The 14,256-nt window shown below is 67.4% G+C and carries 11 protein-coding genes; 7 read left to right on the forward strand and 4 right to left on the reverse strand.

Annotated features, from left to right (window positions below):
- Positions 1-87: 87 nt before the first annotated feature.
- Positions 88-2,481, forward strand: coding sequence for a bifunctional (p)ppGpp synthetase/guanosine-3',5'-bis(diphosphate) 3'-pyrophosphohydrolase (locus tag BIU82_RS10085; protein ID WP_070349340.1), 2,394 nt, complete (start codon positions 88-90; stop codon positions 2,479-2,481).
- Positions 2,482-2,489: 8 nt separating this feature from the next.
- On the opposite strand, the gene BIU82_RS10090 is transcribed toward BIU82_RS10085, so the two are convergent.
- The 3 genes from BIU82_RS10090 to BIU82_RS10100 all read right to left on the reverse strand — a co-directional run bounded on the left by BIU82_RS10090 (position 2,490) and on the right by BIU82_RS10100 (position 5,631).
- The gene (locus tag BIU82_RS10090) at positions 2,490-3,104 is read right to left on the reverse strand and encodes a type IV toxin-antitoxin system AbiEi family antitoxin (RefSeq protein WP_070349341.1); all 615 of its coding nucleotides are present in this window, start codon (positions 3,102-3,104) and stop codon (positions 2,490-2,492) included.
- An 89-nt stretch (positions 3,105-3,193) separates the two neighbouring features.
- Complete coding sequence (locus BIU82_RS10095) at positions 3,194-4,768, reverse strand: DUF349 domain-containing protein (RefSeq protein WP_070349342.1); 1,575 nt, start codon at positions 4,766-4,768, stop codon at positions 3,194-3,196.
- 65 nt (positions 4,769-4,833) lie between these two features.
- Complete coding sequence (locus BIU82_RS10100; RefSeq protein WP_070349343.1) at positions 4,834-5,631, reverse strand: peptidylprolyl isomerase; 798 nt, start codon at positions 5,629-5,631, stop codon at positions 4,834-4,836.
- 205 nt (positions 5,632-5,836) lie between these two features.
- On the opposite strand from BIU82_RS10100, the gene hisS reads away from it, so the two are divergent.
- The 4 genes from hisS to BIU82_RS10120 all read left to right on the forward strand — a co-directional run bounded on the left by hisS (position 5,837) and on the right by BIU82_RS10120 (position 11,246).
- Positions 5,837-7,180 carry a histidine--tRNA ligase gene (gene hisS, locus BIU82_RS10105; RefSeq protein WP_070349344.1) on the forward strand — a complete coding sequence of 448 codons (1,344 nt, stop codon included), beginning with the start codon at positions 5,837-5,839 and terminating at the stop codon, positions 7,178-7,180.
- Positions 7,181-7,194: 14 nt separating this feature from the next.
- Complete coding sequence (locus tag BIU82_RS10110; RefSeq protein WP_070349345.1) at positions 7,195-8,484, forward strand: amino acid permease; 1,290 nt, start codon at positions 7,195-7,197, stop codon at positions 8,482-8,484.
- 102 nt (positions 8,485-8,586) lie between these two features.
- Positions 8,587-10,374 carry an aspartate--tRNA ligase gene (gene aspS, locus BIU82_RS10115; RefSeq protein ID WP_139146577.1) on the forward strand — a complete coding sequence of 596 codons (1,788 nt, stop codon included), beginning with the start codon at positions 8,587-8,589 and terminating at the stop codon, positions 10,372-10,374.
- 68 nt (positions 10,375-10,442) lie between these two features.
- Complete coding sequence (locus BIU82_RS10120) at positions 10,443-11,246, forward strand: GNAT family N-acetyltransferase (protein WP_070349347.1); 804 nt, start codon at positions 10,443-10,445, stop codon at positions 11,244-11,246.
- A gap of 25 nt (positions 11,247-11,271) precedes the next feature.
- Here BIU82_RS10120 and BIU82_RS10125 read toward each other — a convergent pair whose 3' ends face one another.
- Positions 11,272-11,931, reverse strand: a complete 660-nt coding sequence (locus tag BIU82_RS10125) for an acVLRF1 family peptidyl-tRNA hydrolase (RefSeq protein ID WP_253182744.1) — start codon at positions 11,929-11,931, stop codon at positions 11,272-11,274.
- Positions 11,932-11,973: 42 nt separating this feature from the next.
- Here BIU82_RS10125 and BIU82_RS10130 point away from each other — a divergent pair, with 42 nt between their 5' ends.
- Together BIU82_RS10130 and rpsD are read left to right on the forward strand one after the other, a co-directional pair.
- Entirely contained in the window at positions 11,974-13,413 is a 1,440-nt protein-coding gene (locus BIU82_RS10130; protein WP_070349349.1) for a replication-associated recombination protein A, read from the forward strand.
- A 207-nt stretch (positions 13,414-13,620) separates the two neighbouring features.
- Positions 13,621-14,247 carry a 30S ribosomal protein S4 gene (gene rpsD, locus BIU82_RS10135; protein WP_070349350.1) on the forward strand — a complete coding sequence of 209 codons (627 nt, stop codon included), beginning with the start codon at positions 13,621-13,623 and terminating at the stop codon, positions 14,245-14,247.
- Positions 14,248-14,256 lie beyond the last annotated feature (9 nt).

Raw genomic sequence — 14,256 nt, forward strand, 5'->3', positions numbered from 1 at the left:
GTGTTTCCGTCATGTTGGCGGCAGTTCCCGAGCGGTGCTCCGGCAGGAATAGACTGGGATAATTAATTCGTTCGTGAGGGGACATCTGTGGAGGAACGTACGACGTCGGCGCCACCGGCAGGAGGGGACAACGGCCCGGGCCGTGCCTCCGGAACTGCCCCTGCGCCGTCGGCAAGTACCGCGGGCGGGGTGCCCGTGGACAGCTTCGGCATGCGCCCGACCTTCCCCGGCCGGCGCGAGCGAACGCGCTCCCGGCTTGCCCGCCTCACGGGCCGCGGCACCACCAGCTACTCGCCGATCCTCGAGCCCCTCCTGCGAACGGTGCGTGCCAACAACCCCAAGGAAGACTTCGACTTCATCCAGCGCGCCTTTACAGTTGCCGAACGGAGCCACCAGGGGCAGAAGCGCAAGAGCGGCGACCCCTACATCACCCACCCCGTAGCGGTCGCCACCATCCTTGCCGAACTAGGCATGACGGGAACCACCCTCGCTGCCGCACTGCTCCACGACACCGTGGAAGACACCCCCTACACACTGGACGACCTCACCCGGGACTTCGGGCCGGAAGTGGCCATGCTGGTGGACGGCGTGACCAAGCTGGACAAGGTCCAGTTCGGTGACGCCGCCCAGTCGGAGACGGTCCGCAAGATGGTCGTGGCGATGGCCAAGGACATCCGGGTGCTGATGATCAAGCTTGCCGACCGGCTCCACAACGCGCGCACGTGGCGCTTCGTGTCGGCCGAATCCTCGGCCCGCAAAGCCCGTGAAACCCTTGAGATCTTCGCACCGCTGGCCCACCGCCTGGGCATGAACACCATCAAGTGGGAACTCGAAGACCTTTCCTTCGCCGCGCTCTACCCCAAGGTGTACGAAGAAATCGTCCGGATGGTGGGCGACCGCACCCCGGAGCGCGAAAAGAGCCTCAGCGTCATCCGTAACCAGATCGCCGACGACCTCCGCCTCGCGAAGATCAAAGCGACCATCACCGGCCGTCCCAAGCACTACTACTCCATCTACCAGAAGATGGTGGTACGGGATAAGGACTTCGACGACATCAACGACCTCATGGGCGTACGCGTCCTGGTCGACACCGTCCGCGACTGCTACGCGGCCCTTGGTACCCTGCATGCGCGCTGGAACCCCCTGCCCGGGCGGTTCAAGGACTACATCGCCATGCCGAAGTTCAACATGTATCAGTCCTTGCACACCACGGTCATCGGTCCCGGCGGCAAGCCGGTGGAAATCCAGATCCGTACCCATGAGATGCACCGCCGCGCCGAATACGGCGTGGCCGCGCACTGGAAGTACAAGGACCAACCCAACCGGACCGCCGTCGGCCCGGGCAGTCCGCGCGACGGCGACATGGGCTGGCTGCGCTCCCTGGTGGACTGGCAGCAGGAAACCTCGGACCCGGGCGAGTTCCTCGATTCCCTCCGCTTCGAGATCAACGCCCGCGAGGTCTTCGTGTTCACCCCCAAGGGTGAGGTCATGGCCCTTCCGGCCGGTTCGACCCCCGTGGACTTCGCCTACGCGGTGCATACGGAGGTGGGCCACCGGACCATCGGCGCCCGGGTGAACGGCAAGCTGGTTCCGCTCAACAGCGAGCTGAACCACGGGGACTGGGTGGAGATCTTCACCTCCAAGGCAGAAGGTGCCGGGCCCAGCCAGGACTGGCAGCACTTCGTCAAGAGCGCCCGTGCCCGGAACAAGATCCGCCAATGGTTCAGTAAGGAACGTCGCGAGGAAGCGATCGACCGCGGTAAAGACCTGCTGACCCGCGCCATGCGCAAGCACAACCTGCCGCTGCAACGCCTCATGACACACGACGCGCTGTCCGCAGTGGCGGAGGACTTCCACTACGTCGACATTTCCGGCCTCTACGCCGGCGTCGGCGACGGCCATACCTCCGCCCAATCCGTCATGGAAAAGCTCATGGAGCACCTTGGCGGCCAGGAAGCTCCGGATGATGAGCTCGATGAGGTCAGCGTCCCCACGCAAGTAGCCAAGACCCGGTACTCCGACTCCGGCGTGATCGTGCGCGGCGTGGGCGATGTTTGGGTCAAGCTTGCCCGCTGTTGTACCCCGGTTCCGCCGGACCCGATCCTGGGCTTCGTCACGCGTGGCTCCGGCGTTTCCGTCCACCGTACCGACTGCACCAACGTGGCAGACCTCCGCGACGAGCCGGACAGGATCGTCGAAGTCGAATGGGCCCCGACACAGTCCAGCGTGTTCCTGGTGGAAATCCAGGTGGAAGCCCTGGACCGGAAGTCCCTGCTGTCCGACGTGACCCGGGTGCTCTCGGACAACCACGTGAACATCCTTGCCGCGTCCGTGCATACCTCGAGCGACCGTGTGGCGATTTCCCGTTTCGCCTTCGAAATGGGTGATCCCAAGTACCTGCATCATGTCCTCAGCGCCGTGCGCCGGATCGACGGGGTCTTCGACGTCTACCGGACCACGGGCAACCGGCGGCGCAGCTAGGCATTGTTTCACGCCGCGGACTCCGCCGGTTCCGGGAGCAGCGCCAGAAGTTTCGCCAGGGCTGCTTTCTTGTGCGGCACCCGCGGCGTGGCGTCAATGGCCAGCCGTAGCAGGCGAAAGCGGATGCCGAGCTCGGATTTGTCCAGGAGCGCCCTGAGGGCGGGGACGGCGCGTTCCGCCTCCACATGCAGGGCGATGTCGACGGCGGTGCGCAGCGGGCTGGTGACGAGCAGGCCGCCGATGCTGACCACGTCCATGGGGCCGAGGCGCACTTCGTGCAGGATGCAGCCGCGCGTGGACCGCAGGCTGGAGACCCGGTGCTTGGCATCCACCAGCAGGGAGAGCCGCTCCGGAGCCGTTCCGCAGCCGTAGATCCAAGCGGCCGTCATGCGCCCCGCGACCACTTTCCGGCGGATGTTTCCAGGGACCATCAAGGCCGCCGCGCGTGCCCGCAGGCGCGGCGTCACGCTGACTCCCGGCGCGATGAAGCTTTCGCCGAACAGGGGCTGCAGCACGCCGTCGAACGCCATGGACTGAAGTTCGGCGTAACTGAACAAGGCGCTGGGGGAGTACAGCTCCTGCAGGGGGACGGCCGGCTCCGTGGCCGGTGGTGTGGCGCTCATTGAGCCATCATGGCCTGCACTGGTTAAACGCGTACAGGCCCGGTTCCGGTTATGTGGATAACCGGAACCGGGCCTGTACGGCGGAGGTGCTAGCTGAGGTCGCTGGCCGAGCGCTGGATCTGGTCCAGCCAGGCCTGGCGTGCCTCAAGGGCTTCGCGTGCTTCCTTGATGCCGCGGGCGTCGCCTGTCTTCTCGGCCTTGGCAAGGTCTTCCTTCAGGCCTGCGATCGCGGCTTCAAGCTGCGCCAGGGCGCTGTTGGTACGGGCTTTGGTTTCCGGGTTGCTGCGGCGCCACTTTTCGTCCTCGGCCTCGCGCACGGCGTCTTCCACCTTGCGCAGGCCGGCCTCGATGCGGCCCATGTCTGCGCGCGGAACCTTGCCGGCTTCTTCCCAGCGGTCGCGGATGGACTGAAGGGCCTTCTTGGCTGCGGCCAGGTCCGAGATCGGCAGGAGTGCCTGTGCTTCGGTGAGCAGTTCTTCCTTGACCACCAGGTTGGCCGCGTACTGCTGGTCGATTTCCTCGTTGGCGGCCTGGCGCTTGCTGAAGAACACATCCTGGGCGGCGCGGAAGCGCAGCCACAGCGCGTCATCGTCCTTGCGGCTGGCGCGCGGGGTGGCCTTCCACTGGTCCATCAGGCGGCGGTACTCGCCCGCGGTGTAGCCCCAGTCGGTGGAGGAGGACAGGGCCTCGGCCTCGGCGATCAGTTTTTCCTTGGCTGCTTTGGCTGCCGAATTGGTGCTGTCCAGCTGGGAGAAGTAGGCGCGGCGGTGGCGGTCGAAAACCGTGCGGGCTGCGCGGAAGCGCTTCCACAGGGCGTCTTCGTTGCTGCGGCCCAGGCGGATGCCGTTCTTCTGGGCGGTCTTCCAGCTTTCGAAGAGCTCGTTCATGCGGGCGCTGGAGGTCTTCCACTGCACCTGCGCGGGATCCTGCCCGGAAATTGCCTCGGCCTCGGCCACAATGGCCTCGCGGGCGGCGAGCTCGGCGGTGCGGGCGGCCTCGTGCGCTGCCTTCTCCGACTTTTCGAGTTCGGCGATCTGCGAGGTCAGGGTATCGAGGCGTGCCTCGGCGGAGCGGATGTCGCCCACCATGTTGCGTTCGGCCAGCTGTTCGCGCAGGTGGTTCACGGTCTTCTGCATGTCCGTGGCCGGCGCCTTGGATTCGACCCGGTGTTCCAGCAGCACGATCTGGGCCAGGATGTCCTCGAACTTGCGTGCGAAGTAGCCCAGGGCTTCCTCGCGGCTGACACCCGGGTACTGGCCCACGGGTTGCTCTTCGCCGTCGATCGTCAGGAAGACGTGGCCGTCTTCCTCTGCGCGGCCCCACTTAGAAGCCTCAGCCAACGAAACAGCCGAGGGGGCGGCTGCGGGAGCGGCGGGGACCACGCTCGGGGCGGCCTTCGGGCGGGCCGCGAACGCCGCCGGAGACGGAGCTGCCGGGCGGGGTGCCTGCGGAGCAGGCGCGGCTGTTTCCGCAGGAGCTTCGCCGGATTCCTCCACGGGAGCTTCGGCGGGTGCCTCGGCTGCGACTTCCCCTGCTGCAGCGGAAGGCGCCGTTTCCTGCGTCACAGCGTCCGCCGTCGCCGTTTCTTCGGAGGCTGCGGGGAGCTGCTGCTCTTCTTCGTTGGCCGTTACTGCAGTTTCGTCGGATTGCTGACTGTGTGTCACCGCTAAAAGTCTTTCGCTCGAGGGATTACTAAGGTAACGCGCCACGGGACCGGGCCCGGGCCTGTTTACTTCAGGGAAAACGAGTCTATCGTGACTGTTGCCACAGGGGCGCCGTCGGTCTTCGAACCACCGGGCTTGATTCCGGCCTTGGCGATCTTTGCGACATTGTCCAGGCCGCTGGTCACCTTGCCCACGATTGTGTAGCCGCCGGCGGAGTCCGCCGGAATGACCGTGTCTTTGTACACGATGAAGAACTGGTGCCCGTTGCCGTAGGCGTTGTCGCCGGTGCGGGCGACCGCGATGGTGCCCGCCGGGTACTTGTTGTCCGCGGGCGTGTTTTCCAGCGGCCCCCAGTGGTAGTCGCTGTCATCGCCCGTATCGGCCGGCTTGGTGCCACCGCACTGTAGGAGCGCGAAGGAGTCCGAGGTAGTGACGCGCGGGCAGAACTTGCCCTTGTAGTAGCCGGAGTCCGCCAGCGACTTGAAGACTGCGGCGGCCTGCGGGGCCTTGGTGCCGTCGAGGGAGACACCGATTGCCGCGCCGTTGACCCTGAGCTCGCCGGTGAACGTCTTGCCCGCTGCCGTCTCCGGTTTGGGGATGTCCGGCCCGTTCGACGGCGAGGGGCTGGGGGAGGGGGTGCTCAGCCCGGCCTGGGCTGCCGCGTATTCGGCTTCCGTGGGATTGGAATTGAAGACGGTGAGCTGCAGGACAACGGCTGCGGCCAGCAGGACGGTACCACCCGCGGTGGCGACGATGTTGTCGAAGCGGCGCCGTTTGGCTTGTTCCTGCCGCAGATCGCGCTTGGCCTCCATCTGCCGGATGCGCCGTTTGGCTTCACGGGTTTCCCGCGGCCTTGTTGCCAAGTGTCCTCCTGCGTGTCTGAACAGCTCCCATGGGTGGCAACCGGCCGGTCCTGCCGCATTGGATGTGCAGGCTCCCGGACGCATAAACTGGCTGCCGCACATAGTTTATGCATGACTGCCTGGACGCAGGCCTGACGCGCCGCCGAAGCGGTGCCGCGTCACGCATCGTCCCGTCACACTCAATCCTTGAGGAGAAAATTCCACCATGGCACGTACCGCCTCCCTGTCCGGATTCCCCGAGTGGCTTCCCCAGGAGCGGTTGGTGGAACTGCATGTGCTGGACACCCTGCGCCGCGTCTTCGAGCTTCACGGTTTCTCCTCCATCGAAACCCGCGCCGTCGAAACGGTCGGCCAGCTGCTGCGCAAGGGTGAAATCGACAAGGAGGTCTACGGCCTCAGCCGCCTCCAGGAGGACGAGGACTCCGCGGGCAACGCCAAGGGCGACCCCAACGCACTTGCCCTGCACTTCGACCTCACCGTCCCCTTTGCCCGGTACGTCGTCGAGAACGCCGGCTACCTGACCTTCCCGTTCCGCCGCTACCAGATCCAGAAGGTCTGGCGCGGCGAACGCCCGCAGGAAGGCCGTGCCCGCGAATTCACCCAGGCGGACATCGATGTGGTGGGCGACGGCGAACTTCCCTTCCGCTACGACGTCGAGATCGCGCTGGTCATCGCAGAGGCCCTCAGCGCGTTGCCCATCCCGGACTTCCGGCTCCGCATCAACAACCGCAAGCTGGCGGAAGGGTTCTACCGCGGCATCGGCCTGGAGGACACCGCAGGAGTGCTGCGAAGCATCGACAAGCTGGAGAAGATCGGTGCCGACAAGGTGGCCGAACTGCTCAAGAGCGAGTTGGGTGCCAGCGATGAACAGGCACAGCTTGCCTTGAGCCTCGCGCAGATCCGCACCGAAGACACCTCCTTCGTGGAGCAGGTGCGTGCCCTGGGTGTCAGCCACGAACTGCTCGAAGAAGGCCTGAGCGAACTGGAGCAGGTCATCGACGCCGCCGTCCAGCGCGCACCGGGCAAGGTCCTGGCCGACCTCAGCATCGCCCGCGGCCTTGACTACTACACCGGAACGGTGGTCGAAACCGTCCTCGTGGGCCACGAACAGCTGGGCTCCATCTGCTCCGGCGGCCGCTACGACGCCCTGGCCCGCAAGGGCAACCGCACATTCCCCGGCGTCGGCCTGTCCATCGGCGTCACCCGCCTGGTGTCCCGCATCCTCAGCCAGGAGTTCGCCACGGCCAGCCGCTCGGTTCCCACAGCGGTGCTCGTCGCGTTGAACAACGACGACAGCTGGGCCGCGGCCCAGGATGTTGCTTCGCAGCTGCGGGCCCGCGGAATCTCCACCGAGGTGGCGGCCAAGGCGGAGAAGTTCGGCAAGCAGATCAAGTTCGCCGACCGCCGCGGGATCCCCTTCGTGTGGTTCACCGACGACGACGGCAAGCACCAGGTCAAGGACATCCGCAGCGGCGAACAGGCTGATGCGGATCCGGCCAGCTGGAGCCCGCCGGCCGAAGACCTGACCGTCCGCATCACCACCGCGTAGGCAGCGCGGCGGCGATGGCGAACAATGCAGGCGGCACATTGGCCCGGCGCCTCGGCACCGTGGACGCCGTCACCATCGGCCTCGGCTCGATGATCGGAGCGGGGGTGTTCGCGGCGTTCACGCCCGCTGCGCAGTCCGCGGGCGCCGGCCTCCTGGTCGGCCTGGTGATCGCTGCGGTCGTGGCGTACTGCAACGCAACCTCTTCCGCACAGCTCGCCGCGGCGTACCCGTCGTCCGGCGGGACCTACCTTTACGGGCGGCAGCAGCTGGGGGAGTGGCCCGGCTTCCTGGCCGGCTGGGGCTTCGTGATCGGAAAGACGGCGAGCAGCGCCGCCATGGCCCTGACTTTCGCCGCCTATCTCGCGCCGGAAGGCTGGGAGCGGCCGCTGGCCATCGCAGCGGTACTCGGACTGGCCGCCGTCAACTACCGCGGCGTGACCCGAACCGCCCGGCTGGCGCGGATCATCGTTGCCGCCGTCCTCGCGGTGCTGCTGCTGATCATCGCCGCCTGCTTTTCCGCAGCCGGAAACTCCGGCGCGGGCCTGGGCAGGATGTTCGACGGCGGCACGAACGGCGGCCTCTTCGACGGCGGCTGGTATGGCATCCTGCAGTCCGCCGGCCTGCTGTTCTTCGCCTTCGCCGGCTACGCCCGCATCGCGACCATGGGCGAAGAAGTCATCCGCCCCGAGCGCACCATTCCGCGGGCAATCATCATCTCCCTCGGCATCGCGGTTGTCCTGTACGCGGCAGTTGCCACCGGAATCCTTTCGGTGCTCGGCCCGCACGGAGTGGCCGGAACTCCCACCCCCTTGGCCGCGGCCGTCGCGGAAAGCGGCTGGAGCTGGCTGGTTCCGTTCGTCTCGATCGGCGCGGCGCTGGCCGCGCTGGGCGCCCTGCTCGCCTTGATCGCCGGCATCGGCCGCACCACCCTCGCCATGGCCCGCGACGCCGAACTCCCGATCTGGCTCGCGGCCGTCCATCCCCGCTTCAAGGTGCCGCACCGCGCGGAAGTGGCCCTCGCCGTCGTCGTCTGCCTGGTCATTGCGGTGGCGGACCTGCGCGGGGCGATCGGCTTCTCCTCCTTCGGCGTGCTGCTCTACTACCTGGTGGCGAACCTCGCCGCCTTCACGCAGGACAACGCGCAACGCCGCTTCCCGAAGGCCCTCCAGGTGCTGGGCGCGGCGGCGTGCGTGCTGCTGGTGGCGACCCTTCCGCCGTCGTCCCTGATCGCCGGCGCGGCCGTGTTCGCGGCTGGAATCCTGTACCGGTTGCTGCGGCTCCGCTTCGCCGCCGCACGTTCCTGAGCCCCGATCCCGGGCAGTGGCGATCTGCCCGCATCCGGGCGGGTAAACTCAAACGGGATCGTTTCGCCACGATCGGCCGAAAATCATGCTGAAAGGAATGCTGTGCTGCGCACACATGACCTCGGATCGCTGCGTTCCGAGCACATTGGACAGACCGTTACCCTGGCAGGCTGGGTGGGCCGCCGCCGTGACCACGGTGGTGTGGCCTTCGTCGACCTGCGTGACGCTTCCGGTGTCGCCCAGGTGGTCGTCCGCGAAGAAGAGGTCTTCCACGGACTCCGCAACGAGTACGTCCTCCAGGTGATCGGCACGGTCGAGAAGCGCCCGGAAGGCAACGAAAATCCGGCCCTCGCCACGGGTGAGATCGAGGTCATCGCCGAAAAGGTGGTGATCCTGAACACCTCGGACCCGCTGCCGTTCCAGATCGACGAGCACGTGGAGGTCGGCGAGGAAGCGCGCCTCAAGCACCGCTACCTGGACCTTCGCCGTCCGGGCCCGGCCCGCAACTTGCGCCTGCGTTCCGAAGCGAACCGCGTGGCCCGTGAACTGCTGCACCAGCAGGGCTTCGTGGAGATCGAGACCCCCACCCTGACGCGTTCGACGCCGGAAGGCGCCCGCGACTTCGTGGTCCCCGCGCGCCTTGCGCCGGGCTCCTGGTACGCGCTTCCGCAGTCCCCGCAGCTCTTCAAGCAGCTCCTGCAGGTGGGCGGCTTCGAGAAGTACTACCAGATTGCCCGCTGCTACCGTGACGAGGACTTCCGCGCCGACCGCCAGCCGGAATTCACCCAGCTGGACATCGAGGCCAGCTTCGTGGAGCAGGATGACATCATCGCGCTCGGCGAAGCCCTGGTGAAGGCCCTCTGGCAGCTGATCGACGTCGAGGTCCCCACTCCGATCCGCCGCATGACCTACTGGGAAGCCATGGCCAAGTACGGTTCGGACAAGCCGGACCTGCGCTTCGGCCTGGAGCTGACCGAGCTCACCGAATTCTTCAAGGACACCAACTTCGGTGTCTTCAAGGCCCCCTACGTGGGCGCCGTCGTCATGCCCGGCGGGGCCTCCCAGCCGCGCCGCACGCTGGACGCCTGGCAGGAATGGGCCAAGCAGCGCGGTGCCAAGGGCCTGGCCTACGTCCTGTACAAGGAAGACGGCGAACTCGCCGGTCCCGTGGCGAAGAACCTGACCGACGCCGAACGCGCAGGACTGGCCGACGCCGTCGGTGCCAAGCCCGGCGACTGCATCTTCTTCGCTGCCGGCGAGGCAAGCCCGTCGCGTGCGCTGCTCGGCGCCGCACGCGTGGAGATCGGCCACCGCACCGGACTGATCGACCCCAAGGACTGGGCGTTCGTGTGGATCGTGGACGCCCCGATGTTCGAACCCGCGGCGCAGGCCACCGCATCCGGCGACGTCGCTCTGGGCCACTCGGCCTGGACTGCAGTGCACCACGCCTTCACTTCGCCGAAGCCCGAGTTCCTGGACACCTTCGACGAGAACCCGGAAGCGGCCCTGGCCTACGCGTACGACATCGTCTGCAACGGCAACGAAATCGGCGGCGGCTCCATCCGTATCCACCAGAGCGACGTGCAGGAACGCGTCTTCAAGGTCATGGGCATCAGCCACGAGGAAGCGCAGGAGAAATTCGGCTTCCTGCTGGAGGGCTTCAAGTATGGCGCTCCTCCGCACGGCGGCATCGCCCTCGGCTGGGACCGTGTGGTGTCCCTGCTGGCCGGCGTCGACTCGATCCGCGACGTCATCGCCTTCCCGAAGTCCGGTGGCGGCTACGACCCCTTGACCGCTGCACCCGCGCCGATCACGGCCCAGCAGCGCAAGGAAGCCGGCGTGGACTTCAAACCGGAGGCCAAGCCGCAGGCCACTCCGCCTGCCGAATAGCGAGCATCACGGCTCCCCGTCCCGCGTGCTGCGGGGCGGGGAGTCTTTCTTTGACGAAGGAGGGGCTGATGGCAGTGGAATCCGCAGCGGTTGCTTCCGGCCTGCTGGAAGAGCTCATGGACCTGGCATGGCCTGCTCCGGAGCACGAGGAGCTGAACGGCTGGGTGATGCGGTCCGCCGGCGGCGTGACCCAGCGCGCCAATTCCGTGTGGCCGCGCGGCGTGGCCGATGATCCGGCTGCCGCACTCAACGCGGCCGCTATGTGGTACCGGCTCCGGCGGCAGCCGTTGATCTTCCAGCTCTTCGATGACCCCCGGTACGCGGAGCTGAACGCCTTGCTCGATGCGCGGCGCTTCACCCGGCAATCGGAGACGCTCCTCATGACCCGCTCCGCGGCGGAGCTTCCCGCTGGCCAGGGAGGCGGCGTGGAGATCACCGGCTCACCGTCGGAGGAATGGCTGCGCCTGTGGTGGTCGGTGGACGGCCGCGGCGGCGCGGCTGAACTTGAGATTGCCCGCCGTATCCTCTCCGGCTGCCCCTCGCTCTACGCGATGGTGAGGGACGACGACGACGCCCCCGCCGCCGTCGGGCGCCTCGCCTTGCCGGCCGGTATCGGGGTTAAGGGTACCGCCCGCTGGGGCGGGTTGTACTGCATGGCGACCTCGGCGGAACACCGCCGCCGTGGGTTCGCCCGGCGGGTCCTGGCCGCATTGCTCACAGCAGGCGCGGGGGAGGGCGTGCAGGATTTCTGGCTCATGGTGACCGCCGGCAACCTCGGCGCGCAGGCACTATATGCCGGCGCCGGTTTCGAGGAGCAGGGCCGCTACCTGTACCGGCAGGCACCGCTGCAGCGCGCACTGAGTGGCTGCTGATATCCGAGGCAGCTGCCACGGGTGCCTACGCCGGATCAGTCACCAGGATCCGGATCGAACACGCATCCGCGGCAGCCTGCTTGAGGACGGTGGTGTTCGGATCGGGCACGGCCATGAACGGCAGCCTGGGACGCCGTGCGAAGTCCCGAAGCGCCGGATCCTCCAGCGCCGCTGCAGCCAAGGCCGCATCGCCGCCCGGCAGGACGTACTCCACGGAGTGTCCCGGGAAAACTGCTGCCGCCTGCGCCGCGACCGTGGAAACCAAGGCGTCGGCCTGGTTGGCGCGGCGCCGCGCGTACCGTTGCTGTGAGCTGCCGCCGGCCGCGGAACGGGACTGCACGTAGCGGCTTCCGCTCTTGGACGCCAGGAGCCGCCCGCCGCTCGCCACACCCACGGCGTAACCACCCCGCCGCACCAGCACGATGCCGATCTTCCGTTCCTGGGAAGCGAGCGAGGCCAAACGCTCCACGTCGTCCGCCCCGCGCCCCGGCCGGCCGTCGTCGGGCCATGGCGGCTGGAGCAAAGCAGTGGCGCCGTCTGCGGCACGGAGCAGCAAGCCGCCGTCGTGCGGTTCCTCCACGGGATGCCCGTGGCTGGCGGCGAAGCGCTGCACCCACCCGGCAAGCCGGCCCGCGGACACGAAGGCAGTCCGGGAGGGCGCTCCCTTTGAAGGGGTCCTGTCCACCGTGATGCCTCCTTTGCCGCAATCCATGAGTAGCCTAGTCGGGTGGAAGATCTCTTTGGTTCCGGCGGCAGCGGGGACGACTCCGATGACCGCGACCCGGGCCAGGACACAAGCAGCGGCCGCCAGGCCCCGCCGCTTGCAGTCCGCATGCGCCCGAAGAACCTCGACGAGGTCGTTGGGCAGCAGCACCTCCTCGGCCAGGGCTCCCCGTTGCGCCAGCTTGCGGCGGGAGCCGAGGCCGCCGGTCCCGCGGGGCCCAGTTCGGTCCTGCTGTGGGGACCGCCGGGCACAGGCAAAACCACGCTCGCCCATGTGATCGCGCGCGGCCCGGGCCGGAAGTTCGTCGAACTGTCCGCCATCACTGCCGGCGTCCGCGATGTCCGCCGCGTGATGGACGAAGCCCTCACGGCGCGGGATCTCTACAAGACCACGACGGTGCTTTTCCTGGACGAGATCCACCGCTTCAACAAGGCCCAGCAGGATGCCCTGCTGCCCGGAGTCGAGAACCGCTGGGTGGTGCTGGTAGCCGCCACCACGGAGAACCCTTCCTTCTCCGTGGTCTCTCCGCTGCTCTCGCGCTCCCTGCTGCTGACCCTCAAGCCGCTCACGGACCGGGACATCGAAGGGCTCCTGCTGCGGGCGGTCAGCGATCCCCGTGGCCTGGGCGGCGCCGTCGAACTCAGCCCCGAAGCGCTTGAACACCTCGTCCGGCTCTCCGCCGGGGACGCCCGCCGGGCGCTGACCGCGCTGGAAGCAGCCGCCGGTGTCGCCTTCGGTGACCGCCATGACCACCCGAAAGACACCGACGACGGCGGCAGCGAGCCAGCTGCCGACACGGACGCGCCGCTCGTCGTCGAACTTCGCCACACCGAACGCGCGCTGGATTCCGCAGCCGTCCGCTATGACCGGGCGGGGGACCAGCACTACGACGTTGCCAGCGCTTTCATCAAGTCCATCAGGGGCTCGGACGTCGATGCTTCCCTGCATTACCTCGCGCGCATGCTGGAGGCCGGCGAAGATCCACGCTTCATCGCCCGCCGGATCGTGATCTCAGCTTCCGAGGACATCGGCATGGCCGACCCCACCGCGCTGCAGACCGCCGTCGCGGCCGCGCAGGCGGTGCAGCTCATCGGCATGCCGGAGGGCCGGATCATCCTCGCCGAGGCGGTGGTCCACCTGGCCACGGCGCCAAAGTCCAATGCCGCCTACATGGGCATCAACGCAGCCATCGCGGACGTCCGGGCCGGGCTTGGCAGCGGAATCCCGATGCACCTGCGCGATGCCCATTACCAAGGTGCCAAGGGCCTGGGGCACGGCCAAGGCTACAAGTACGCCCACGACGCGCCCCATGGCGTGGCTACCCAGCAGTACCCGCCGGACGACCTGGTGGGCAAGGACTACTACAAGCCGACGGCCAACGGCGCCGAGCGGGACATCGCGCCCCGGCTGGAGAAGCTGCGCCGCATCATCCGGGGGAAGTAGCTTCCGGAGGGAAGGGCGCCAGGCCCGCGGGATGCTAGGATGGATGTTTGTCTGGCATGGTCCGGGCGCAATCCCTTGAAGACTTCCCTGGAAGTTCCTTGATGGAGCTGTGCCGCGGACCCAGTAGCAAAAGGCAGCGGTTGGCCGATGCTCTCCCACATGGAGGCCAGTAACACCATCACACCGCAGTAATTTGGAAGGACACAAGTGGCTAACAACACTCGTGCTCGCCGTACCGCACGCCTTTCGCGTTCGCTCGGCATCGCTCTGACTCCCAAGGCCGCCAAGTACATGGAGCGCCGTCCGTACGGCCCCGGTGAACACGGTCGCGCCCGCAAGAAGCAGGACTCCGACTACGCCGTTCGTCTGCGCGAAAAGCAGCGTCTGCGCGCCCAGTACGGCATCCGCGAAGCCCAGATGACCCGTGCCTTCGAAGAAGCACGCCGCACCAAGGGCCTCACCGGTGAAAACCTGATCGAACTGCTCGAAATGCGTCTTGACGCCCTCGTGCTGCGCGCTGGTTTCGCCCGTACCATCGCCCAGGCCCGCCAGCTGGTTGTGCACCGCCACATCCTGGTTGACGGCGTCCGCGTGGACCGTCCGTCGTTCCGCGTTTCCGAAGGCCAGCTCATCCACGTCCACAGCCGCAGCGAGACCATGGCTCCGTTCCAGGTCGCCGCAGCAGGTGCGCACCGCGATGTTCTGCCGGCCGTCCCGGCTTACCTGGACGTCAAGCTCGACGCCCTCCAGGCCCGCCTGGTCCGCCGCCCGAAGCGCTCCGAGGTCCCCGTGACCTGCGAAGAGCAGCTCGTCGTCGAATTCTACGCACGCTAAATTCCAGCG

Source organism: Arthrobacter sp. SW1 (assembly GCF_001766675.1).
Lineage (GTDB): Bacteria > Actinomycetota > Actinomycetes > Actinomycetales > Micrococcaceae > Arthrobacter.